The organism is Pseudoduganella umbonata, from assembly GCF_014192225.1.
In the GTDB taxonomy this organism is placed as follows: Bacteria; Pseudomonadota; Gammaproteobacteria; order Burkholderiales; family Burkholderiaceae_D; genus Rugamonas; species Rugamonas umbonata.
Map to the genome: position 1 here is coordinate 40,563 of NZ_JACHXS010000011.1, position 23,252 is coordinate 63,814.

A 23,252-nucleotide genomic window follows, 5' to 3' on the forward strand; every position below is an offset into this window, starting at 1 on the left:
CACCGCTTTCCCGCTACACCACGCCGACGATCACGCTGGACGCCTTGAACAGCGCGGTCGCCGGCATCCCGGCCACCAGTTCCAGCTCTTCCACGCTGTCGCGCGTGACGGTGGCCGCGATCGTGCCGCCACCCGGCAGCGCGATCGCCACCTCCGCATTCACCGCCCCCGGCACCACGCGGGCAACGGTGCCGGCAAGCTGGTTCCGGGCCGACAGTTTCATGATCCGCATGGGCTCCTCCCCCGTTCCCTGCTCCGCCACCGCGACGATCACCGACGACGCCTTGACCAGCGCGAATGCCTGCACGCCCGGCGCCAGGCCAAGGCTTGCCGCGCTTTCATGCGTGACCACCGCCACGATGCGCTGCCCGCCGACGATGCGCAGCACGACTTCATCGTTGACGGCGCCGCGCGTCACGGTTTCCACGCTGCCCAGGAACTGGTTGCGCGCACTGGTTTTCATGTTCATCACCTGTAGCAGATCGATGTCGCGCAAGTTATCCGCGCCCTGGTTCCGGCCCAGCTGTTCGACGAAGCGGCGATGCACTTCTTCCAGGCGCCGGAACTGTTCCACCAGTTGCACGCCCCGTTCGGTGAGCCGCGTGCCGCCGCCCCCCTTGCCGCCGGCCAGCCGCTCGACCAGCGCCGCGCCGGCCAGGTTGTTCATCGCGTCCACCGCGTCCCACGCGCCCTTGTAGCTCATCCCCACGGCCCTGGCCGCCGCGGTGATCGAGCCGTGCGCGGCGATAGCCGCCAGCAGCGCGATGCGGTCCGGGCCGCCCAGGTGCCTGCCGCCGGAGCTCAGCCACAGCTTGCCGTGCAGTTCCAGCGGACCGGCCTGCTCGGGATTCGTCTTGCCGCTTTCGTCGTCCGGGTCCGTCATGGCGCTCCCTCCGATACGATGGCGCCATCGGCCATCGTCAGTACATGGCCGCCGAACGCGACGGCGTCTTCCGGGTCGTGCGTAATCATCAACATCGGAATATCCAGGCGGCGCTGCAGCGCGTCGAGCTCGGCGCGCATGCGTACGCGCAGCGCCGGATCGAGTGCCGCGAACGGCTCGTCCAGCAGCAGCGCGGCCGGCTCGGCGATCAGGGCCCGCGCCAGCGCCACGCGCTGCCGCTGGCCGCCGGACAACTGGTCCGGCAATTGTTGCGCCACCGGCGCCAGCCCGAACGCGTCCAGCCAGTAGGCAATGGTTTCGCCATTGGCGTTGCGCGGCGGGTTGAACAGGCCGCGGCGCAGGCCGAACGCGATGTTCTGCCGCACGTTCAGGTGGGGAAACAGGGCATAGTCCTGGAACAGGTAGCCGACGTTGCGCCGCTGCGGCGGCACGTCGATGCCGTTGGCGCTGTCGAACAGCACGCGCCCGGCCAGCTCGACATGGCCGGCATCCGGCCGGGCCAGCCCGGCCACCGCCTTCAGCATCTGGCTCTTGCCCGCCCCGGATGCGCCATAGATGACGATGCGCTGGCTTGCCGAGGCGAAGCGCGCGTCCAGCCGGAACGTGCGGTTGCCCGAGCGCAGCGTGGTATCGACGTGCACGCGGATCATGGCAGCGCCTTCCGGGGCGGCGCCAGCCGGCTGGCCACCACCAGCACGGCCACGCAGGCAACCGACGTGACGAGCACCAGCAGGTTTGCCGTATCGTCCTGCCCGGCCTGCACGGCTTCGTAGACGGCGATCGACAAGGTCTGCGTCTTGCCGGGAATGCTGCCGGCCACCATCAGCGTGGCGCCGAACTCGCCCATCGAGCGGGCGAACGCCAGCAGGGTGCCGGCCAGCACGCCGCGCCATGCCAGCGGCAGCGTCACGCGCAGGAACACTCCCGGTCCGGACACGCCGAGCACCCGCGCGGCCTGCTCCAGTTGCGGGTCGACCGTCTCGAACGCGGCGCGCGCGCCTTTCACGACCAGCGGAAACGCGACCACGGCCGCGGCGATCACCGCCGCCTGCCACGTGAAGATCAGGTTGATGCCGAACGCGTCATGCAGCCAGCCGCCCAGCGGGCCGTTGCGCCCGATGACGACCAGCAGGTAATAGCCGAGCACGGTGGGCGGCATCACCATCGGCAGCGTCAGCAGCGCATCGAGCAGTTCGCGACCGGGAAAACGCCGGCGCGCCAGCACCCAGCCGATGGCCACGCCGAATACCAGGTCGATCAGCGTGGCAAACAACGCCACCTTCAGCGACAGGCCGAGCGGGATCCAGGCATCCGCCATCATGGGTTCCCGGAACGGTGCATGGCCGAGAGGCCTGCGGGGTCGGCCAGGAAGAACAACGGCAGGCTGCTACGCATGAAACTCTCGTGGAAGAAGCGAAAAGCGCAATATACACGATTATATAGCGATGAATTTCAGTGCTCCCTATCGCGCTCCGGATATAGCGTGGCAACCATGCGGCTGCAACCAGGCGGCGCCAGCGCTACGGCAGTTCGATGGCCAGCCCGCCCTCCAGCAGCGGCCGCTGGAGGATGTGGTACACCGCCGCGTCGAAGCGCGCCGCGCCGCGCTTCTTCTTCAGCTTGCCGGTGCCGAGGTAGCACCAGTTGTCGACCAGCTGCTTCTGCCGCAGCCCGCCGGACTCCTCGACGATCGCGATCGGACCTTCGTACGGCCAGCGCCGGACCTGCATGTGCCCGAGCGCCGCCGCCAGCCGCGCGCCGTGGTCGGCCACGCTTTCTTCGCCGGTGCAGCCGCCGCGGCAGCGCGCGATCTGCCGCGCAAAACACGGCCGGCCGGGGCTGCCCTTTTCCAGCCCCGTCAGCACCGAGCACAGGCTGGCCGACTGCGCCACGTTCTTCAGGGTTTCCTGCGCCGCCTTTTTCGTGCCGAACAGGCCGAACAGCCCATCGGTGCGGCCGAAATCGATTTCTTTCGCGAACACGATCTCCGGCCGATGTTCCCTCAGGGCGATCGAGCACATGTCGCGCTGCTGGCGCAGCTTGACGTTGAAGACGGGCTGGTGTTCGCGGATCAGCATGGCCTCGCGCAGCAGCGCGCCCAGTTCCCCGCCGGTGCGCTCGAAATCGATATGGCGGGTGCGTGCCAGCATCTGCGCCTCCTCGGGCGTGCGGAGGTGCGACAGCACGCGGTGCCGGATGTTGACGCTTTTGCCAATATAGATCGGCGTGGCGGCCTCGTCGCGGAAGATGTAGATGCCCGGCTGCTGCGGCAATACATCGATGCAGTCGCGCGGGATGTGGGCGGGATACGTGAACAGGAGTGCGGGATCGGCGCGGATCAGCAGTCCCACTGAATTGACATGGGTGCGCATCACGCCATGATACGGCGTGGCAATACGGGCAGGCAAGATCGAAGTACTTTGCTGTGGTACAGTTTCGCCGCCATGACAGCCATACTGAAATACCTCGGCGCGTATTCCGACGACACGCGCCACCAGGTGCAAGCCCTGCTGAACCAGAACCGCCTCGGCGACGTGATCAGGAAACGTTATCCGAAAGCCCACGACGTGCGCAACGACAAGGCACTGTACGACTACGTGCAGGGCCTGCGCGACGAATTCCTGCGCAACGCCGCGCCGATCGACAAGGTGCTATTCGACAGCAAGATCCACGTGATCAACCACGCGCTCGGTCTGCACACGGCCATCTCGCGCATCCAGGGCGGCAAGCTGAAGGCCAAGCACGAGATCCGCGTGGCCACCATGTTCCGCGATTGCCCGATCGAGTTCCTGCGCATGATCGCCGTGCACGAACTGGCGCACGTGAAGGAAAAGCAGCACGATAAGGCGTTCTACAAACTCTGCACGTACATGGAACCGCATTACCACCAGTACGAATTCGACGTGCGCCTGTACCTGACGGAACTGGAGCATTCGGGGCGGAAGCTGTGGTGAACGGCGTCGTGACGCGGAAAACGCCGCGCCTGCCGCCCACGCGCGAGGAATCGGAAGCCGCCGCCGCCGACCGCGCCGCCCACTACGCGGCACGGGAACGCAAGGATGCGCAGGTGCGCGGCGTGGCGTCCATCGCCGGAATGCGCGAAGCGATCAAGGCGGCAGCACGTACCCTCCCCGCCATTGCTGGAGTCCCGCGCGTCAAGGCGCTCGACAAGGCGGCGTTTCGCGCCCGCGCAGCGCAGGGCCTGCCATTCGTGATGACCGGCATCGTCGACCGCTGGCCGCTGGCCGCGCTCACGGTGCAGTCGCTGCGCGAGCACTACAGCCACCTGCCCGTGCGCGCCCGGGTGGGCGACTACGTCAACACGGCTTTCGCGCCCGACCGGGCGATGCGCGACATGGGCATGCTCGAGTACCTGGACCTGGTGGCTGCCGGCACCGAAGGTTTGCCGCCCATGCATTTGCCGCCCTACTTGGGCAACCTGGAGCTGCGCGAACTGAACCGGCTGTGCCACTGGCCTTCGTACTTCGACAAGATCGGACCGCCCCGCTTCTGGCTGGGCCCCGCCGGCACGGTGACGCCGCTGCATTGCGACTACGACGACAACCTCTTCGCGCAGGTCTGGGGCAGCAAGCGGATCATGCTGGCGCCGCCCCACCACGACGAATTCCTGTACCCGAACGAAGCCAACGCCATCCTGTTCGGTTCCCCGTTCGATCCCGAAGCACCGGACTTCGACCGGTTCCCACTGGCCCGGCAGGCCGCGACGATCGAATGCCTCGTCGGTCCCGGCGACATGCTGTACGTGCCGGCCGGCTGGTTCCACCAGGTGCGCGCGCTGACGTTTTCGCTGTCGTCGAACCGCTGGGCGCGCGGTGTGCCGCTGGTGCTGGGCGACAGGGCGGCTGACCGCCGAAGTATCGCATCAGCACCATAGAAGGTTACTTCAGCAGCTTGGCAGGAACCGAGCGCCACGCCAGTATTTTCATCTCTTCGACGATACCAAAATAGGCATCCCCGGCGATCGGTATCGCTTTCAGAAAATACGGTTTCTGCGACAGTGCGAGGAAGACGTCCACCAGGAACTCATCGCGGAGTTTGGTACGTCCTGACAAAAGCCTCAGGTCTTCCCTGGAAATCTTGAAGCGGCCTTTGGACTTGCCACCGAACGTGGTGTGGAACAAACCGTGGAGATCAGCCGCAACGGCATCCGCAGTTTTCATCCTACCTCCCAAGAGTATCTATAGATAATCTATCTTAGCTGATTATCTGGACATTTTCCACGTGGCATGCAAAAATTCCCAAGGACATTCTTGAGGCCGACATGCGACAAACTGAAGTGGAAAGTATGTATTTCGACGGATCGTATGACGATCCCTTTAAGGAAGTTGCCCGCCTCCGCGCGCTGGCGCCGCATTTGCCAGCCGCGAAAGCCGAGCTCGCGATCTGCTACCTGCAGGGTTCGGGTGTTCGCAAGAACCGCGTGCGTGCTCATGCACTGTTTCAAGAGGCTGCAGGTGGTGGCAGTGTTGTCGCCTTGTTCGCACTGGGCAGCATGTATCTTGAAGGTGACGTCATTCCGGCGGACCCGGTGCAGGCATTGCGCTACTGGCGCCGCGCAGCAAGGAAGGATAAGACCTGCAAACGCCGCAGTGCGGACACCTGCCGTAATTGCGCGGAACTGATCGATTTCATGGGAGACAAGGCGGCCAGCCTTGCCATTTGCAACCTGGCTGTGGTCTATGAAACCGGGATGCACGGTGTGCGCAAAAGCCTCGCACAGGCACGGCGCTGGCAAGCGCTCGATCGGGCTCGCAGGAAGCGAAAGACATCACCGGTCGCGGAGCAGCCTGCTGCGGAGAACGAGGACACCGTATTTGGTCGCGCAGCCGAAGCGCGCGCAGACTATGAAACCGCTGCACTTTACTACCTGCGAGCTATCGGCAGGGGCGATGACGAAGCGCGCGCGCGTTACGTGGCGTTGCGCGATAACGGCCGACTGCAGCACGTGTTGCTGAAATGGCAGGGGCAGCGGCGTGCCGACGATTACATTGCAGCCGGGCGGCTGTCATCGATCGCCGACCTGGGCCTGCTGCCTCCTGTTACCGACGAGACGAGCAGCCCATGATCGTCGAGGCAGAAATCTCTTTGCTGTTCGACCACGGCAACACGGCTGGTTGTCATACCCGCCATGCGGACATTAGTTCGCTGAAGAAGCATCTGGCTCCGCTCGTTGCGGCCCATTACGTTGTCGCGCCTCGCACGCTCGGCGCCATGGCGTCTGGCGAGTCGATAACACTTGACTGGGCTGCTGGAACGGCTTACCTGCCCGGCGCTGCAGGACTGCAGCTGCTGGCTGTCGTCGTCCTGCCCGCAATCTTGCGCAGGCTGCGCCGCAGCAACCCGGAAAGAATGCCTGCCATCGTGAGCGCCCTCCGGGGCTTGATGATCGATCACGTACCGGTCGGCATCGGCACCGGATTCACCGGAAGCATCCAGCTCTTGCAATCAAACGACGAGCTCGAAGACTGGTTCACGCTACTGCCTTCAACGTTTCCCGCAGCGCAGCCCTCCTCCTGCTCTTATCCACGGGCTTCCTGACGAACGGCCATGCAATCATGGGCGATGGGTAAGCGCCCCATGAGTCGTCCGTGCCGACAAAGTTGCCGGTCTGTTTTCCGCAACGGCCAGCCTTCGCAGCCCTGCCGATCCCGCCGCCGCGCGCCGGAAATGCGCTACCCTTGCACGGGAGACCGGCTTGCAAGGAGACGCCATGGATCGCCGCACATTCCTGTCGAGCAGTGCGCTGCTGGCGGCAAGTCCGGCATGGGCCGCCGGGCCGGCGGCGCGGGGTACCCCTAACTACAAGGTCTGGCTCCACTACACCCAGCAGGAACTGGACGATGCCTACTCGGACGCGAAGTGGGTACCGGACATGCGCGAACTGCTGGCACGGCAGGCCCAGGCCGGCGAAAAGATCCGGTCGCGATTCCCTCCCAGGACGGCAAGCTACGGGCCGGCCGCATCCGAAGCACTGGATATCTTCTCCCCCCGGGAGCCTGGCGCCGGGCGCGCGGCAATGATCTTCATCCATGGCGGCAACTGGCGCTTCGGCTCGAAGGAATCGGTATCGTTCCTGGCGCCCGCCTTCACGCAGCACGGCGCCCACTTCCTCGCCCCGGAATTCGCCAGTATCCTGCACAACACGCTGCCCGGCATGGTGGACCAGTGCCGGCGCGCGATCGCATGGGCCGGCAGGCACGCCGCGCAGTTCGGCGTCGATCCCGCGCGCCTTTACGTGGGCGGGCACTCAGCCGGCGGGCATCTGGCCGCCATGATGCTGACGACCGACTGGACCCGCTTCGGCATGCCGGCCGACCTGCTCAAGGGCGGCCTTGTCCTCAGCGGCCTGTGCGATCTCGAGCCGGTGGTACTGGCTGCCGGCAACAGCCACCTGAAACTCACGCCGCGGGAGCGCACGGAGCTCAGCCCGGTCCACAAGCTGCGTGATGTAACGTGCCCGGTAATCGTCGCCTGGGGAAGCGGCGACAGCCCGGAATTCAGGCGCCAGGGCAGCCAGCTGGCCGGCGCGCTGCGCGCGGCCGGCCGGCTTGCCGGCACGTTTGTGCTGCCGGGCGTGAATCATTTCGAGATTCTCGACGTGCTCGGTTCCGGCGACTCCCACCTGGGCGCGGCGACGCTGGCGCTGATGCGCTGACCCTGATGCGCTGACCCGCCGCGCAATCGCCTGGAAGCGAAGTCCCGCTTCGTCAAATAGGCCGCACGGCGTAAGTCTTTCCTTTCACGGCCCTGAACGTCACCGTATGGCCGATTGCGCCGGGCCGGCTGCGCACCCCGTCCACCTCGACGGGCACGGCGGTGCGCACCACGCACTGCCCGCCCTGCCGCGCTTCGATGCGGGCACCGCGCAATCGACCGCCGTGCCAGTCGATGTCGACGACGTAGTTGCCCCGCCCGACGATGCCCTTCACGGCGCCGTCGCGCCACGCGGCTGGCAGCGCCGGCAGCAGGTGCAGTTCGCCGTTCTGGCTTTGCAGCAGCATCTCGATGGCGCCGGCCGTGCCGGCGAAGTTGCCGTCGATCTGGAATGGCGGATGGGCATCGAACAGGTTCGCGTAGGCGCCGCCATGCTTGTCGCCCGGTTTCGTCAGCCGCAGCAGGTTGCGGAACAGCCGGTGGGCACGGTCGCCGTCGAGCAGCCGCGCCCAGAAGTTGACCTTCCACGCCAGCGCCCAGCCCGTGCCGTCGTCGCCGCGCAGTTCCAGCGTGCGGCGCGCCGCGGCGGCCAGTCCGGGTGTCGCCAGCGGCGAGATCGTGCGCGCCGGGTGCAGCGCGTACAGGTGCGAGACGTGGCGGTGATGCGGTTCCACTTCGTCGAAATCCTTGTACCACTCCTGCAACTGGCCGCGCGCGCCGACGCGGAACGGCAGCAGCCTGGCGGTGGCGGACTCCAGCTCGGCGCGGAACGCGCCGTCGATGCCCAGCACCTGCGCGGCCGCGCCCACGTTCTCGAACAGGTCGCGGGCAATGGCCAGATCCATCGTCGCGCCCACGCTGACGGTGCCCTTCCTGCCGTCGCCATAATAGAAATCGTTCTCCGGCGATGTCGACGGCGACGTGACCAGGTGCCCGTCCGCGTCCGGGTGCAGCCACGCCAGCGTGAAGCGCGCCGCTTCCTTCATCAGCGGGTAGACCTCGCGCAGGTAGGCCGTGTCGCCGGTGTACTGATAGTGCTCCCACAGGTGCCGGCTCAGCCACGCGCTGCCCATCGACCAGTTGGCCCACTTCGGATCGCCCTTGCCGAAATCGCCGACCGGATTGCTGGCGGCCCAGATGTCGGAGTTGTGGTGCACCGCCCAGCCGGGCGCGCGGTAGTACGACGCCGCCGTATCGGCACCGGTGACCGCGAGATGGCGGATCAGGTCATCCATCGGCGTGAACAGCTCGGACAGGTTGGCGCTCTCCACCGGCCAGTAATTCATCTGCACGTTGATGTTGGTGGTGTAGTTGCTGCTCCATGGCGGCCGCACGGCATCGCTCCAGATGCCCTGCAGGTTGGCCGGCGCGCCACGGGTGCGCGACGACGAGATCAGCAGGTAGCGCCCGAACTGCACGTATAGCGCTTCCAGCGCCGCGTCGGGCTGGCCGGCCGTGAACTCGGCAAGGCGGCGGTCGGTGGGCAGCGCCGTGCGGTCCGTTTCGCCAGGATTGAGCGTCAGCGCCATGCGGTCGAACAGGCGGCGAAACTCCGCGACGTGGGCCGCGCGCAGCGTCGTATAGTCGCGCTTCGCCGCCTTCTCCAGGTGCGCCAGCGCCAGCGCATGCTGGTCCCTGCCGGCACTGTCCGGGCACTTGTCGAAGCCGGCAAAGCTGGTGGCGGCGGACAGCAGCAGCACCACTTCGGATGCGCCCCGGATGGCGATGCGTTCGCCGCTGGCTTCGACCGTGCCGTCCGTGACGACGGGTTGCACGATCAGTTCGAAACGCATGCCCCGGCAGCCGGACGGATCGGCCCACACGACCGGTTCGGGGTTGTAGTTGACGTAGTTCGGGTCCACGTGCGCCGGTGCCCTGCCCGCCATGACCAGCGCCGTGCCGGTGGCGGCAGTGCGCGCGCGCAGCTGGCTGGTGGCGGCCACGTCCAGGTCGAGCCGGCGCGGCGCGCTCGACGTCAGCCGCACGACGATCACGCCGTCCGGCGCGGAAGCAAACACTTCGCGGCCGTAGCGCACACCGTCCACGGTAAACGACGTGGTGGCGATGCCGTCGCGGATATCGAGCGCGCGGCGGTAGCCGGTCGCAGTGCCCTTGAGGTCCTGCCGGATCAGCAGGTCGCCCAGCGGCTGGTAGCTTTCCGTGTACGGCCCCTGCATCCTGCGCGCCCAGTCGCTGCCGCCGGCGTAATCGCCGCCTGCCAGCGCCGCGCGTGCCTTGCCCAGTGCATCGAAGGCGCCCGGGTTGAGGTTCCCGCCCACCGGCCCGCCGCTCCACAGCGTGGCTTCGTTCAGCTGCAGCAGCTCTTCGCCCGGGCGGCCGAACACCATCGCGCCGAGCCGGCCATTGCCGACCGGGAGAGCCTCCGTCCACGCCTCGGCGGGCCGGTCGTAGTGCAGCGTGAGCGCATCGGCCGGCGCGGCGCCGGCTGTGGCGGCCAGCAGCGCGGCACTCAGGAAGGCAATGGGAAGGGCAACGGCGAAGCGAACGGTCATGGGCTGTCCTGGAAAATCGGAGGGAATGCCGGGGCAGCGCGGCGGCCGGCGGTCAATCCGCCTGCAGTGCCCTTTCCCGGTTGTGCAGTGCCTGCAGCATGGTGGTGCGCGACGATTGCAGGTGCGTGCGCATCGCCGCCAGCGCGGCCGGCACGTCGCGCGCCACCAGCGCGCGCAGCACCGCCACGTGTTCCTGCACCGCGTACTGGTTGCGCGGCAGCTCGTCGCGCTTGTCCCACTGGTAGTGATAGTGGAAGACCAGCGAGACCGCGTCGTTCAGGCTGTTCGCGAAGCGGTTGCCCAGCAGGCCGATGAGAAACGTATGGAATTCGCGGTCGAGCGCCGGGAAGTCCGCATGGCTGGCCGCCGGGGCCGCGCCCAGCGCCTCGTGCCGCGCCAGCAGCTCGGCCAGCCGCGCGAAGGCGGGGTCGCCGGGCGGCAGCGCGGCCACCCGCTCGATGGCCTTCAGCTCGAACATCTCGCGCACTTCGCCCAGCTCCTGCGCGAACGACGGATCGAACGCGCACAGGCGCCAGCCGCCGCGCGGCTTTTTCTCGATCAGGCCGTGCCGTGAAAAGCCGATCAGGAACTCGCGCACGGCGATCGTGCTGACGCCCGACGCGCGGGCCAGTTCCGCTTCGGAAAACTCGGCGCCCGGCGGCAGGTCGCGCTGGTAGATGCGTTCCATCAGCACCTGCTGCAGCCGCTCGGTGCCGCTGTGCAGTTCCGCGACGTCGAACCAGTCGTCCGGGCGCGGCTTGCGCAGCAGCTGGCGCTCCTTCATGCTGGCGATCAGGCCCCGGTCGATGAAGTGGGCCAGCGTGCTGCGGATCGCCGTGCGGCTGCCCTGCCCCAGCTCCGTCATCTTCACCTCGGTCGGCAACGGTTCGCCCACCGCTACGTGTTCGTCGATGTACTCGAGCAGCAGGTTGGTACAGCGTCGCGAGGTGGTGGGCAGCTTGGACATGGGGCGTGCATCGGGCCGCGCTGGCGGCGCAAGGTAAACGGTAATCGTTCATTCTACCTGCGCGCCTGGCTGCCACCGTCACACCTCGACGATGGCCTTGATGACGCCGGCCGCCGGGTCCATCCAGCGCGGCAGCACGTCGACGAACCCGGCCAGCGTGGCGCGGTGCGTGTTCATCAGCGCCGTCGGCACCCGTCCCGCCTTCATCGCCGCGAGCACGGTGCGGAAATCGCCGGCGGTGGCGTTGCGGCTGCCCAGCAGTGTCGTCTCGCGCTTGTGGAATTCCGGGTCGTCGAACGAGATGCGGTCGCGCACGATCGACACCAGCACGTAGGTGCCGCCGTGCGCGACGAACTCCAGGCCGCGTTCCATCGCCTGCACATTGCCGGTGGCGTCGAACACGGCATCGAAGAATTCGCCATCGGTCAGCGCGGCCAGTGCGGCCTTGTCGCCTTCCCCCACCGTGACGGTGCGTTCGATGTCCAGCGCGGTGCGGCAGAACGCGAGCCGGTCTTCGCGCGTATCAAGCACGGTGACCGTGGCGCCCCGCAGCCCGGCGAACAGGGCCACGGCGACGCCGATCGGCCCGGCGCCGGCGACCAGCACGTTCTGGCCGGCCTCCACCGCGCCGCGCTGTACTGCGTGGGCGCCGATGGCCAGGAATTCCAGCATCGCCGCATCGTCCAGCGAAATGCCGTCGGTCCGGAAGACGAATTGCGCCGGCAGCGCCAGGTACTCGGCCATGCCGCCATCGCGGTGCACGCCCAGCACCTCGATACGGGTGCAGCAGTTGGTCCTGCCCTTGCGGCAGGCCACGCAGTGGCCGCACGACAGGTAGGGCATCACGTAGACCGCATCCCCCGGCTGCAGCCCGCTGCCCGCCGGCGCCGTGACCACCTCGCCGGACAGTTCATGGCCCATCACGCGCGGATAGCTCAGGTAGGGCTGGGTGCCGCGAAAGATGTGCATGTCGGTGCCGCACAGGCCGATGCGGCGGATGCGCAGCAGCACATCGCCGGCGCCAGGCTGCGGCATGGGCCGCTCGACCAGCCGCAGCTCGCCGGGGGATTCGCAAACGACCGCTTTCATGGTGCCCTTTCAGTTCGGATGGTGGGCACCAGTGTACTTCATATATATCGTACAAATCTACCGGATTACCGCTCAAGGGGGTGAGCGGTAATCCGGGGACAGGGTAAGGCTGTGTTTAAAGCTCAGGCATTGCCCATCAGCGGGATCACGCCGAACAGGATCGCCGCGACCAGCATCACCAGCGTTGCCGAGATCGACCAGAGCAGCGTGTAGCGCTGGTGGTCGCCGAATTCCACCTCGGACATGCCGACCAGCAGGTAGGTCGATGCCACGAGCGGGCTGAGCAGGTGGACCGGCTGGCCGACGATCGATGCGCGGCCGATCTCGGCGGCGCTGATGCCGTAGATCTCGGCCGCCTTGGCCAGCACCGGCACGATGCCGAAATAAAACGCGTCGTTCGAGATGAAGAACGTGAACGGAATGCTGAGGATGCCCGTGACGACGGCCAGGTAAGGCCCCATCCATTCCGGCACGCCGGCGATGACGCTGTTGGCGATGGCATCGACCATTTTCGTGCCTTGCAGGATGCCGACGAAGATGCCGGCGGCGAAGATCAGCGACACCACGGGCACCGCGTTGCTGGCATGGGAAGCGATGCGCTCCTTCTGCTCCTGCAGGCCCGGGTAATTGACCATGATCGCGATGGCGAAGAAGATCATGAACAGTGCCGGCAGCGGCAGCGCGCCCATGATCAGCAGCACCATCAGGGCGGCCGTCAGCAGGAAGTTTATCCAGATCAGTTTCGGCCGGGCGGTGGCCGCGCCGGACAGCGTGATCTCCGGCGTGGCAACGGCCGGGCCGGACGCTCCGCTACCGGCGGCGGCGGCATGCGCGCCGGCCGCTTCAGCGCTGCCGCCATGGGCAACCCACTGGTCGGCGATCGCATTCAGTTCGGCGGTCGGCGGCATCCCCGCCAGGGCAGGCTGCGGGAAGCCGGCCGCAGGAGCGGACTTGCGCTCGGCGCCACCGGCCGGCAGCGCGGCGAAGCCGATGCGCTTGCGTTCCTTCATGCCGAGCATATAGGCCACGAACAGCACCCACAGCGCGGTGACGGCCATCGGCAGGATCATCGGCACGAAGATCTCGCTGACGTCCACGCCCAGCGCGCTCGCGGCCCGCGCGGTCGGCCCGCCCCATGGCAGGATATTGAACACGCCGCCCGCCAGCATGATCACGCAGGCCAGCACCAGCCGGCTCATGCCCATGCGCTTGTACAGCGGCAGCATGGCCGACACGGTGATCATGTAGGTGGTGGCGCCGTCGCCGTCCAGCGAGATGAACATCGCCAGCGCCGCCGTGCCGACCACGATCTTCATCGGGTCGCCGTCGACGATCTTGAGGATCCGGCGCACCACCGGATCGAACAGGCCGGCGTCGATCATGATGCCGAAGTACAGGATGGCGAACATCAGCATGACGCCGGTCGGCGCCAGCTTCTTGATCCCGTCGAGCATCATCGGCCCGAGTTCGGGGCCGAAGCCGCCGATGATGCCGAAGGCGATCGGCACGATGATCAGCGCGACCAGCGCCGGCAGGCGCTTGGTCATGATCAGGAACATGAACACTACGACCATCGAATAGGCCAGTGTGGTCAACATAATCGGTCTCCTTGCAGGTGTGTCACCTGCGTTCTTGCAGTTGTTTCGGGAAGCGCTGCGGATGGCTGCCGGGTCAGGCGGCTATCTCGCAATGTTCGGGATTCCAGGCGAATCGCCGGGCTGGGCGGCGCCAGGACGGCGCGCGCGAAGGGGTCGGGGGGTTTTCCATCGTGTCTCCAGTCGTTGTCGGCGTATTGTTTTGCTCGTTTGTGCCGACTATAAGCTTGCGTTGCTTTCAACTGGCTTTCAGTGGCCACCGCCGAACAGGATGCCGACCTTCAGGCCGCGGCCGCCCTCGCCCGTCCCGAGCGCCACGGTGGCGCCATGCATGCCGGCAATGTCGCGCACGATGGCCAGCCCCAGGCCGGTGCCGCCCGGATTGACTTCCAGCGTCGCCTGGGCGCGGTAGAACGGCATCAGCACCTTGTCGTGCTCCTCGGGCGGGATGCCGGGACCGCTGTCCACCACTTCGAGCAGCACGCCGCCGTCGCGCCGCGCGACCCGCAGCAGCACGCTGCCGCCCGCCGGCGTGTAGCGGATCGCGTTGTCGACCAGGTTGGCGACCAGTTCATGCAGCATCAGCTCCTGGCCGTGCACCGTGGTATCGGCGCCCTCTTCCGCTTCCAGGGCCAGGTCGATCCCTTTCTGCACCGCCGGCACGGCCAGCTCGAGGCCCACCTGGGCCGCCACCGCCGCCAGCGATACCGGCCCGGCGGCCGCGCTGCCGCCACCATGTTCGATGCGCGCCAGCGTGAGCAGCCGATTGGCCAGGTGGATGGCGGAATCGGTGGTGCCGGCGATCGAGCGCACGATCTCGCGCATTGCCGCCGGGTCGTCTTCGCGCAGCGCCACCTCGGCCTGCGTCTTGAGCACCGCGAGCGGCGTGCGCAGCTGGTGCGAGGCGTCGGCGATGAAGCGGCGCTGGCTGGCGATCAGGTCCTGCATGCGCGCCATCGTGCCGTTCATGGCCGCCACCAGCGGGCGCACTTCGCGGTGCACCAGCGCCTGGTCGATGTTCGACAGGTCCGACAGCGGGCGCGTCTCGACTTCGCTCTTCAGGCGCATCAGCGGCCGCAGCACGAGGCGCACGGCGAACCACACCAGCGTGGCCACCGCCAGCACCAGCAGCGCCTGGCGCAGCAGGGTATTAACCAGGATGCGCCGCGACAGCGCGCGGCGCGCATCGAGGGTTTCGCCGACCTGGATCAGCGCGATGCCGCGCATCGACTCGTCGTAGACCGGCTGCAGCAGTGCCGCGATGCGCACCGGCTCGCCGTTGTAGTCGGCGTGGTAGAAGCGCACCAGGGCCGGATACAGGTCCGAGCGCGGCACGCTTGCCGGTACCGCCGGCAGGTCGTCGTAGCCGGACACGGTTTCGCCGTGCAGGCCCGTGACCTTGTAGTAGATGCGGCCCAGCGTGTCGGTCTCGAAACTGTCCAGTGCCACATACGGCACGTTGGCGACCACCTTGCCGCCGCGCACCGCGACCCGCTCGGCCAGCGCGCGCGTGGACGACAGCAGCGAGCGGTCGTAGGCGATGTCGGCGGTTTCCAGCGCGTCGCGGTACACCGATACCGCGTTCAGCGCGACGAGCGCCACCAGCGGCAGGATCAGCCAGCGCAGCAGCTGGTTGCGCAGGCTGCCCAGCGGGCTGGCGGCATGGGCGCGGCGCACGAGCGAAGCAAGCCAGGGCATTGCGGCCCCGGCGTCAGGCCGGGCGTTCCTGCATCAGGTAGCCGATGCCGCGCAGCGTGACGATGGATGCGCCGCCGTCGGGGCGGCGTTCCAGCTTCTTGCGGATGCGGTGCACATACAGTTCGATGGCGTCGAGGTTGACGTCGTCTTCCAGCGCGAACACTTCCTGGAACAGCTTTTCCTTCGACAGCGCGCGGCCCGGCCGTGCGATCAGCGCTTCCAGCACGGCGTGCTCGCGAGGCGTCAGCCCCAGCGGCTCGCCGCAGTAGGAAAACATGCGCGACACGGTATCGAAGCTGAGCTGGCCGCAGCGGTGCACCAGCGCCTCGTTGCCGCTGCGCCGCCGCAGCAGCGCTTTCACGCGCGCTTCCAGTTCGGCCAGCTCGAACGGCTTGGCCAGGTAATCGTCGGCGCCTTCGTTCAGGCCCTGCACGCGGTCTTCCAGGCCGCCGCGGGCGGTCAGGATCAGCACAGGCGTACCACCGCGGCTGCCGCCGCGGGCGCGCAGGCGGCGCAGCACGTCCAGCCCGTCCATCCTCGGCAGCGTCAGGTCCAGGATCACCAGCGCGTAATCCTGGGTATGCAGCAGCGTGTCGGCATCGGCGCCGGTGGCCGCGCACTCGACGGTGAGGTTGGCGTCGCGCAGGGCTTTCGATACCCAGTGCGACAGCTCGACATGGTCTTCGACTAACAGGATTCTCATCGCGCCAGTGTACGCGCAAACCACATGGTGCGAAAAGAGCGTGCCGCGGAAGCGCCTGGGGTCGGACACCCCGACTGCAACGGCAGGCTGCTGCGTGCGCTGAAAGCGAACTGAAAGCTCGGCGCGCTTATAGTCCGTCCCAAAGCCGCGGACCAGCGGCACATAACATGACAGATCAGGAGACACCATGAAGCAACAGGCCCTCGCGCTCGCCGTCCTGGCGGCGCTTTCCCTCAGCCATTCCGCATCCGCCCAGAGCAGCGTCGAGCTCTACGGCCTGCTCGACGTCGGCGTCGAGTACGTCAACCATGCCGAGGACGGCGGCAGCCTGGCGCGCGTGATCTCGGGCGGCAAGAATACTTCGCGCTGGGGCATCCGCGGCAGCGAAGACCTGGGCGGCGGCCTGAAAGCCGTGTACAACCTGGAAGGCGGCATCCTGATGGACACGGGCGCCGCCGACGGCGCGCTGTTCAAGCGCCAGGCCTACGTGGGCCTGGACGGCAAGTACGGCCGGCTCATCATCGGCCGTTCCTTCACCACCACGTACGACCTGGTGATCAAGTTCGATCCGCTGGGCTTCGCGCCCAACTACTCGTGGGCCACCACCGGCGGCGCCACCGGGCCGTCGAAGTACGGCATGACGACGTCGTTCGACAACATGGTCAAATACACGGGCAAGACCGGCGGCTTTACCTATGGCGCCTCGATCGGGCTGGGCGAGCGGGCCGGCAATGCCGAAGAAGGCCGCAAGATCGCGGTGGGCGGTTCCTGGTTCGGCAAAGGGCTCGGCCTGATGGCGACGTGCGAGCAGGTCAATGGCAGCACGGTCGCCCCGGCCATCCGGCGCGACCGGACCAATGTCTGCCACCTGGCCACCGATTACACGACGGGCGACTGGCGCTACACGGCCGGCATGCGCGCGTACAAGCTGCGTGCCGGGAACGCCGCGACGGCCGACCTGCGCGGCAATACGTACTGGGGCGGCATCACCCGGGTCATCGGCGACGTGACGCTGACGGGCGCCGCCTACCACATCGACACGCGCAACCTGCCGGCCGGCCAGGATGCCGACCCGACGATGTTCGTGGCGCGTGCCATGCTGGCGCTGTCCAAGCGCACCACCCTGTACGTGTCGGCCGCGCATGCCAAGGCCGATGAGGGGCAGCTGGTCGGACTGTCGCGCGACGACGCGGGCACCGGCACCACGCAGAGCGGCATTACCGCCGGCATCCAGCACCGCTTCTAAAAGCCGATTCCAAGGCGATCCTGGGCAAGCTCGCGCGGCGCGCTATGATGGGCGGATGAAACACCTGCGTTCCCTCCTGCCGCTGAGCGCGGCCCTGCTCTGCCTGGGGCCCGCCCGGGCCCTGCCGCCCGAAGCGGAATGCCTGATTCCGTCCAAGCCGGGCGGCGCGATGGACCTGACCTGCAAGCTTGCCCGGCAAGCCCTGCAGCAGACGCCCGCCGCGCCGCAATTGAAACTCAGCTACCTGCCGGGCGGCGTCGGCGCGGTGGCATGGCACACGCTGGTCTCGCAGCGCCGCGCCGAGCCGGACACCCTGGTCACCTTTTCCAGCGGCTCGATCCTCAACCTGGCCCTCGGCAAATTCGGCAAGGCCGACGTCGACGACGTGCGCTGGGTGGCGGCGTTTGGCGCCGACTACGGCATGATCGCCGTGCGCGCCGATTCGCCGTACCGCACGCTGGGCGACCTGATCGGCGCCTTGCGCAGCGATCCGCGCCGCGTGCTGATCGGCATGTCCGGCACCGTGGGCAGCCAGGACTGGATCAAGATGGCGCTGCTGGCCCGGCTGGCCGGCATCGAGCCGCGCAAGCTGCGCTTCGTGGCGCTGGAAGGCGGCGGCGAGCAATTCGTGGCGATGCAGGCCAATCATGTGCAGGCGGTGTCGGGCGATACGTCGGAAGCGCTGCTGAACGCGGGACCCGGCAAGGTGCGGGTGCTGGCGGTACTGTCCGAACGGCGCCTGCCCGGCCTGCTGGCCAATGTGCCGACGGCGCGCGAACAGGGCTACGACGTGGTCTGGCCGGTGATCCGCGGCGTGTGGATGGGGCCGGACGTGCCCGAGGCCGATTACCGCCGCTGGGTGGCGGCGTTCGCCGGCATCGAAACGGCACCCGGCTTTGCGCAGATGCGCGCGCAAGCCGGACTATATCCGTTCACGCTGACCGGCGAGGCATTGACTGCCTACGTCAAGCGCACCGCCGCCACCTACAACCGGCAGGCGCAGCAGTTCGGGCTGGTGCGCGAGCGGTAGTCAGGCGGTCAGCTGCAGCAGCACCGACGCGTGCGGTGCCAGCGCCTGCCTGACGCTGCCGTTGACGGGTGCCAGGTCGCGCCGCGCCCACAGGTCGCGGCACTTCACCTGCCGGCCGCCCAGGTTCAGGCGCGACAGGTCGAACGCCAGCTCCGTGGCGCTGTCGCCCGTGTTGAACAGCGCCAGGTAATACACATTGCCCTTGCCGGCCGGCTGGGCACTCCAGATGCGCGTGCCGGCATCGGCGCGGTGCGGCCGGTTCGCCGTGCTGCGCTGGTTCACGGCCAGTACTTCCGGGTTGGTCAGCAGCGCCAGCGTGCGCTCGTCGAGGTGGCGCAGGTCGCCGCCCATGATCAGCGGCGAGCGGGCGATCGACCACAGCGTCATCAGCGTGCGCTGTTCGTCCGGCGTGAACTTCGTGTCGCGCTCGCCGAGCGCCAGGCGGCCCAGCGGCAGCATGTCGGCATCGGGCCACGAATTCGCACCCATGTAGGGGTTCCAGTTCTCCAGCCGCGTGAACTGCTCGTGCAGCAGCTTCCACTCGTCCCAGAAATCGTCGGAGATGCGCCACATCTGCGCATAGTTCGGCACGTGGAGCGCCCACTTCAGGTCCGTTTCGCCGGGCGACAGGCTCAGTGCGATGGGCCGGCCGGTCTTGCGGATCGCCTTTTGCGCCGCCTCGATTTCCGGCCAGTTGGCGTCGTACGGGCGCGACATGTCGTCCATCTTGACGAAGTCCACGCCCCACGACGCGTACAGCGCGAAGATCGAATCGTAATAGGCCTGGGCACCGGGCTTGCTCATGTCCACGCCGTACATGTCGGGGTTCCACGTGCAGATCGAATTGGTATTCGCGATATCCTGCGCGCGGTACTGCGTGCCCAGCACCGGCGTATTGGCGCGCACCGCCTGGCGCGGAATGCCGCGCATCACGTGGATGCCGAACTTCATGCCCAGCTTGTGCACCTGGTCGGCCAGCGCCTTGAAGCCGCCGCCGTTGGCCGCGGTGGGAAAGCGGTTCGGCGCCGGCAGCAGGCGGCCGTTGGCATCCATCGTCAGTTCCGCGCCCTTGCGGTATTCATAGCTGTTGGCGTTCGGCTCGTACCACTGGATGTCGACGGTGAACACGTCATACCCGGACGGCAGCAGTTTGTCGGCCATGATGCGGGCGTTTTCCAGCGCCTGCACTTCGGTGATCGTGGTGGCGAACGAGTTCCAGCTGTTCCAGCCCATTGGCGGGGTCGGGGCCAGTTCCTTGCTTGTCTTGCGCGCCGGGCTTGCCGTCGCGGCGCCAGCGACAGCCGGGGCCACGCTGGCCAGGCCGGTGAGAATGGATGCGGTGAGAAGGTTTCTGCGGTGTGGGTTCATGCTCTGCTGCCTGGAATGGGGGATCGGATGGACCGCCGCGCCAGTGGCTCACCTGGCGGCAGGTTCCGCTTTTCTTGTTGTCCAACCCAGTGTGTGGCGGCCGCGCGTGCGAACCGTTGCGGGTGCCTGCCATGCGTCTCCTCCGGATCGGGCGAGCACGATGATAACTCGGCAATGGCGGCCGGGGACCGCTTCTGCGATCACGATAAATGCGGTTGCGATACCGAAAACAGCATCCGGCGCCGCCGCCCGCATGCCGCCCGCATGCCGCCCGTATGCCGCCACCCTTGCCGCCCGGCGCATCCTATCTTGACATATCGCGAAATGTCGATATACTCGGTTCATGGACTTGCTCGACATCTTCAAAGCGCTTTCGAACCGTACCCGTCTCGACATCCTGAAACGGCTGAAGGATCCCGTGCACAACTTCCCGCCGCAGGACGAGGGGGACGTTCATACGGTCGGCGTCTGCGTGAGCAGTATCCAGGAAGGTGTCGGGTTGTCGCAGTCGACCGTCTCAAGCTATCTGGCAACGCTGCAAAGAGCCGGCCTGGTCGAAGTTCAACGCGTCGGCCAGTGGACGTACTACAAGCGCAACGAGGAAGCCATCAGTGCCCTGGCCGAACGCATCGGCAAAGACCTGTAAATTTTTTTGCCCTGTTATATCGAAATTTCCCGATATCCCTTTTTAACGAAATGAGGTCAATATGAAAGCGATCACACTCGACAGTTTTGGCGGCCCGGATGCATTCGTACTGCGTGACGTGCCCAGGCCGGTTCCCGGAGCAGGACAGGTTCTCGTCCGGGTTCACGCCACGTCCATCAACCCGCTGGACTATCAGGTACGCCGCGGGGACTACCAGGACCATGTGCCCCTCCCGGCCATTACCGGACACGACGTGTCCGGGGTAGTCGAGGAAGTCGGACCAGGGGTGACAGCCTTCGTGCCCGGCGACGAGGTCTGGTACACGCCGCAGATTTTCGATGGGCCGGGAAGCTATGCGGAGTACCACGTCGCCGCCGAAAACATCATCGGCAAGAAACCTGCCGCGCTGAGCCATCTGGAAGCTGCAAGCCTGACCCTGGTCGGCGGAACGGCATGGGAGGCGCTGGTCGTGCGTGCCCAGCTTCGCGTCGGGGAAAGCATCCTGGTGCACGGCGGCGCGGGTGGCGTGGGCCATGTGGCCATCCAGCTCGCAAAGGCCATCGGTGCACGGGTGCTCACGACCGCGCGTGCCGGGCAGTTCGACTTCGTGCGCAGCCTGGGCGCCGATGTCGTCATCGACTATACGAAGGAAGATTACGTCGACGCCGTGATGCGTGAAACGGCTGGCCAAGGCGTCGACGTGGTCTTCGACACGATCGGTGGAGACACCCTGTCCCGTTCTCCCGACGCGCTGGCCCAGCTCGGCCGCCTCGTCTCGATCGTCGATACCGCGAAGCCACAGAACCTGATTCAAGCCTGGGGCAAGAACGCCAGTTATCACTTCGTGTTCACACGCCAGAATCGCGGCAAGCTCGACGAACTGAGCGCGCTGGTGGAACGGGGCCAGCTGCGCCCCCATGTCGGCGCGGTCTACGCGCTGGCCGACATCGCCCTTGCCCATGCCCGCCTCGAAAGTCGCGATAATGGCTTGCGTGGAAAAATCGCCATCGCCGTCGTTCCGCCGGCGAACCAGGACGATCCACGGGCCCGGTCATGAACGCGGTCCAGGAGAATGCCATGCCAAAGCAGAATGCGCTTCCGGAGAACCTGCTCGATGTAGCCAGCGCCGGCCGTACATGGAATGGCGTCGCGGTCGTGATCACCGAATTCATCGGCACCGGCCGGGTACTGCACCAGCTGGCGCACGACGACCAGTCAAGGCTGGGCATGATCCTGGACGAAGTGGGCGAGGGCCGCTGCGAACCGCGCCTGCGCAGCGATGCGCCCTGCCCGATCGGCTACCGGCCGCGCCAGATGCACTTCACGCCTGCGGGGATGGAACTGTGGGGATACAGCGACGACGTTCGCTACGCGCGCGACATCAACCTGTGCTTCGATACCGGCGCGCTGGGCGAGCGCTGCGGGATACAGGAACGGCACGATCTCGCCAGCACGCCGCGGCTGCGGTTCACCGACGAAGGCCTGTGCGCACTCATCGGCCTGCTTGCCGACGCCGTGCACGACCCTGATCCGTCCGCGCAGCTGTACGGCGACGCGCTGGTGACCTCGATCGCGATCCGGCTGTTGCGCGGCAACCGTCCTCCCGCCAGGGGCCCGGCCAGACTGTCGCCATTGCAGTTGCGCGATGCGCTGGGCTTCCTGGAAACGAGCCTGCCTTCCAGGGTGGACCTGGCGACGCTGGCGAACCTGGCCGGCCTGTCCCAGTCCCATTATCACCGGGCCTTCAAGGCCTCGACCGGCCTGGCGCCTTACAAATGGCAGCTGCAGGCGCGCATCGAGCGCGCCAAGGTGCTGTTGCTCGACACCTGCGGTTCGCTCGAGGACGTGGCCGAGGCGACCGGCTTCGCGGACGCCGTCCATTTCGGCCGGACCTTTCGCAAGCTGACGGGCGCGACCCCGTCGGCGTGGCGCAGGGATCGCCTCGGCTAGCCCATTGCTCAGGCCCGGGCCGCCGATTGCAGCAGCTGCAGTTCCCACGCCAGCGCGACGCCGCTCGCGCCGCCGTGCTCCAGCACGACGGTCGAGAGCTCGCTGGCCGATTCCACCCGTGCCCAGTCGCGCTGCCACTCGGAGATCACCGCCATCCAGGTCATCGGCACGGCGCCCGCCTGCACCAGCCGGCGCACCGCCATGTCGTGCGCTTCGGCCGACACCCCGCCCGACGCATCGGTCACGATGAACACGTCGTAGCCTTCGCCCAGCGCCTGGATCGCCGGCATGGCCAGGCAGATCTCGGTCCACAGCGCCGCCAGGATGAGCTGTTTGCGGCCGCTCTCCTTCACGAGGTCGGTGACATTGGGGTCCTGCCAGGTATTGATGAAGGTACGGTCGATCGGCTTCTGGTCGGGGAACACGTCCTGCAGCCCCTTGATCAGGTTGCCGCCACGGTCTTCGATCACCGTGGTGAGGATGGTCGGGACCCCGAATACCTTCGCGGCCTTGGCCAGGCCGACGACGTTATTGACGATCATGGTCGGTTCGTGGCTGTGCAGGTTGGCGAACTGGTATGGCTGGTGGTCGATCAGGACGATGATGCTGTCTTCGGGGCGAAGCAGTGCGGGAAGACCGGTCTTGGACATGGATGGCTCCTTGGTGAATGTGGCGTTTATCCGCCGTTGCGAAAAGTCGGGAAGGGGCGGCAACGCCGCCGGTCCGTCACGAAGATGGTGTCATGGCGGGCCGCCCGTGGCACTGACCCGTCTTGCGCCGGACAGTCTGTTTTGATCGCGAGGTCGTGGCGCAACCGCCCGAACGGCACCCTTTCGAGTCGATGCCGGCAGCGCCGATCTGCTGGCAA

General features: G+C 67.0%; 23 protein-coding genes. 10 read left to right on the plus strand and 13 right to left on the minus strand.

Annotated elements, in window-relative coordinates; genetic code table 11:
- Positions 1–13: 13 nt before the first annotated feature.
- The 4 genes from FHS02_RS23970 to FHS02_RS23985 form a co-directional block, all read right to left on the minus strand.
- Entirely contained in the window at positions 14–883 is an 870-nt protein-coding gene (locus tag FHS02_RS23970) for a TOBE domain-containing protein (RefSeq protein ID WP_137316904.1), read from the minus strand.
- Positions 880–1,554, minus strand: a complete 675-nt coding sequence (locus tag FHS02_RS23975) for an ABC transporter ATP-binding protein (RefSeq protein WP_137316903.1) — start codon at positions 1,552–1,554, stop codon at positions 880–882. Before FHS02_RS23975 ends, FHS02_RS23970 begins: the two co-directional genes overlap by 4 nt.
- A complete protein-coding gene (gene modB, locus FHS02_RS23980) occupies positions 1,551–2,222 on the minus strand; it encodes a molybdate ABC transporter permease subunit (RefSeq protein ID WP_137317767.1) in 672 nt (223 codons plus the stop codon). The genes FHS02_RS23975 and modB overlap by 4 nt, the downstream gene beginning before the upstream one ends.
- A gap of 202 nt (positions 2,223–2,424) precedes the next feature.
- Positions 2,425–3,312: an endonuclease gene (locus FHS02_RS23985; RefSeq protein WP_229422425.1), complete on the minus strand. Its 888-nt coding sequence runs from the start codon at positions 3,310–3,312 to the stop codon at positions 2,425–2,427.
- A gap of 36 nt (positions 3,313–3,348) precedes the next feature.
- Between FHS02_RS23985 and FHS02_RS23990 the strand changes: the two genes are divergently transcribed.
- A complete protein-coding gene (locus FHS02_RS23990) occupies positions 3,349–3,858 on the plus strand; it encodes a YgjP-like metallopeptidase domain-containing protein (RefSeq protein ID WP_137316902.1) in 510 nt (169 codons plus the stop codon).
- Positions 3,855–4,799, plus strand: a complete 945-nt coding sequence (locus FHS02_RS23995) for a cupin-like domain-containing protein (protein ID WP_371861442.1) — start codon at positions 3,855–3,857, stop codon at positions 4,797–4,799. Before FHS02_RS23990 ends, FHS02_RS23995 begins: the two co-directional genes overlap by 4 nt.
- Before the next feature lie 4 nt (positions 4,800–4,803).
- Here FHS02_RS23995 and FHS02_RS24000 read toward each other — a convergent pair whose 3' ends face one another.
- Positions 4,804–5,085, minus strand: a complete 282-nt coding sequence (locus FHS02_RS24000; RefSeq protein ID WP_137316900.1) for a hypothetical protein — start codon at positions 5,083–5,085, stop codon at positions 4,804–4,806.
- Positions 5,086–5,186: 101 nt separating this feature from the next.
- On the opposite strand from FHS02_RS24000, the gene FHS02_RS24005 reads away from it, so the two are divergent.
- From FHS02_RS24005 to FHS02_RS24015, 3 genes are all read left to right on the plus strand, one after another.
- Positions 5,187–5,990 (plus strand): tetratricopeptide repeat protein, encoded by an 804-nt coding sequence (locus FHS02_RS24005; RefSeq protein WP_137316899.1) that lies wholly within the window; start codon positions 5,187–5,189, stop codon positions 5,988–5,990.
- Positions 5,987–6,463: a hypothetical protein gene (locus tag FHS02_RS24010; RefSeq protein ID WP_137316898.1), complete on the plus strand. Its 477-nt coding sequence runs from the start codon at positions 5,987–5,989 to the stop codon at positions 6,461–6,463. Before FHS02_RS24005 ends, FHS02_RS24010 begins: the two co-directional genes overlap by 4 nt.
- A gap of 172 nt (positions 6,464–6,635) precedes the next feature.
- Positions 6,636–7,580: an alpha/beta hydrolase gene (locus tag FHS02_RS24015; RefSeq protein ID WP_217496868.1), complete on the plus strand. Its 945-nt coding sequence runs from the start codon at positions 6,636–6,638 to the stop codon at positions 7,578–7,580.
- A 52-nt stretch (positions 7,581–7,632) separates the two neighbouring features.
- Here the strand turns inward: FHS02_RS24015 and FHS02_RS24020 are convergent, their stop codons facing one another.
- The 6 genes from FHS02_RS24020 to FHS02_RS24045 form a co-directional block, all read right to left on the minus strand.
- Positions 7,633–10,092, minus strand: a complete 2,460-nt coding sequence (locus FHS02_RS24020) for a glycoside hydrolase family 95 protein (protein ID WP_137316897.1) — start codon at positions 10,090–10,092, stop codon at positions 7,633–7,635.
- A gap of 52 nt (positions 10,093–10,144) precedes the next feature.
- Entirely contained in the window at positions 10,145–11,059 is a 915-nt protein-coding gene (locus tag FHS02_RS24025; RefSeq protein ID WP_137316896.1) for a GntR family transcriptional regulator, read from the minus strand.
- 78 nt (positions 11,060–11,137) lie between these two features.
- Positions 11,138–12,148 (minus strand): zinc-binding alcohol dehydrogenase family protein, encoded by a 1,011-nt coding sequence (locus FHS02_RS24030; protein WP_137316895.1) that lies wholly within the window; start codon positions 12,146–12,148, stop codon positions 11,138–11,140.
- A 122-nt stretch (positions 12,149–12,270) separates the two neighbouring features.
- Positions 12,271–13,746, minus strand: coding sequence for a CitMHS family transporter (locus FHS02_RS24035; protein ID WP_137316894.1), 1,476 nt, complete (start codon positions 13,744–13,746; stop codon positions 12,271–12,273).
- Between the two features lie 246 nt (positions 13,747–13,992).
- Positions 13,993–15,441, minus strand: coding sequence for a sensor histidine kinase (locus FHS02_RS24040; RefSeq protein ID WP_137316893.1), 1,449 nt, complete (start codon positions 15,439–15,441; stop codon positions 13,993–13,995).
- Positions 15,442–15,454: 13 nt separating this feature from the next.
- On the minus strand, positions 15,455–16,144 hold the full coding sequence (locus FHS02_RS24045) for a response regulator (protein WP_137316892.1): 690 nt from the start codon (positions 16,142–16,144) through the stop codon (positions 15,455–15,457).
- 187 nt (positions 16,145–16,331) lie between these two features.
- Here FHS02_RS24045 and FHS02_RS24050 point away from each other — a divergent pair, with 187 nt between their 5' ends.
- Both FHS02_RS24050 and FHS02_RS24055 read left to right on the plus strand, forming a co-directional pair.
- Positions 16,332–17,390, plus strand: a complete 1,059-nt coding sequence (locus FHS02_RS24050; RefSeq protein WP_137316891.1) for a porin — start codon at positions 16,332–16,334, stop codon at positions 17,388–17,390.
- Positions 17,391–17,445: 55 nt separating this feature from the next.
- Positions 17,446–18,420 (plus strand): tripartite tricarboxylate transporter substrate binding protein, encoded by a 975-nt coding sequence (locus FHS02_RS24055; protein ID WP_137316890.1) that lies wholly within the window; start codon positions 17,446–17,448, stop codon positions 18,418–18,420.
- On the opposite strand, the gene FHS02_RS24060 is transcribed toward FHS02_RS24055, so the two are convergent.
- A complete protein-coding gene (locus FHS02_RS24060; protein WP_137316889.1) occupies positions 18,421–19,788 on the minus strand; it encodes a glycoside hydrolase family 27 protein in 1,368 nt (455 codons plus the stop codon).
- A gap of 343 nt (positions 19,789–20,131) precedes the next feature.
- Here FHS02_RS24060 and FHS02_RS24065 point away from each other — a divergent pair, with 343 nt between their 5' ends.
- The 3 genes from FHS02_RS24065 (at position 20,132) to FHS02_RS24075 (ending at position 22,384) form a co-directional block, all read left to right on the plus strand.
- A complete protein-coding gene (locus FHS02_RS24065; protein ID WP_137316888.1) occupies positions 20,132–20,434 on the plus strand; it encodes an ArsR/SmtB family transcription factor in 303 nt (100 codons plus the stop codon).
- A 61-nt stretch (positions 20,435–20,495) separates the two neighbouring features.
- Entirely contained in the window at positions 20,496–21,491 is a 996-nt protein-coding gene (locus FHS02_RS24070) for a zinc-dependent alcohol dehydrogenase family protein (RefSeq protein ID WP_137316887.1), read from the plus strand.
- Between the two features lie 20 nt (positions 21,492–21,511).
- Positions 21,512–22,384 (plus strand): helix-turn-helix domain-containing protein, encoded by an 873-nt coding sequence (locus FHS02_RS24075; RefSeq protein WP_137316886.1) that lies wholly within the window; start codon positions 21,512–21,514, stop codon positions 22,382–22,384.
- Positions 22,385–22,392: 8 nt separating this feature from the next.
- On the opposite strand, the gene FHS02_RS24080 is transcribed toward FHS02_RS24075, so the two are convergent.
- Complete coding sequence (locus FHS02_RS24080) at positions 22,393–23,034, minus strand: hydrolase (RefSeq protein ID WP_137316885.1); 642 nt, start codon at positions 23,032–23,034, stop codon at positions 22,393–22,395.
- Positions 23,035–23,252: the final 218 nt, after the last annotated feature.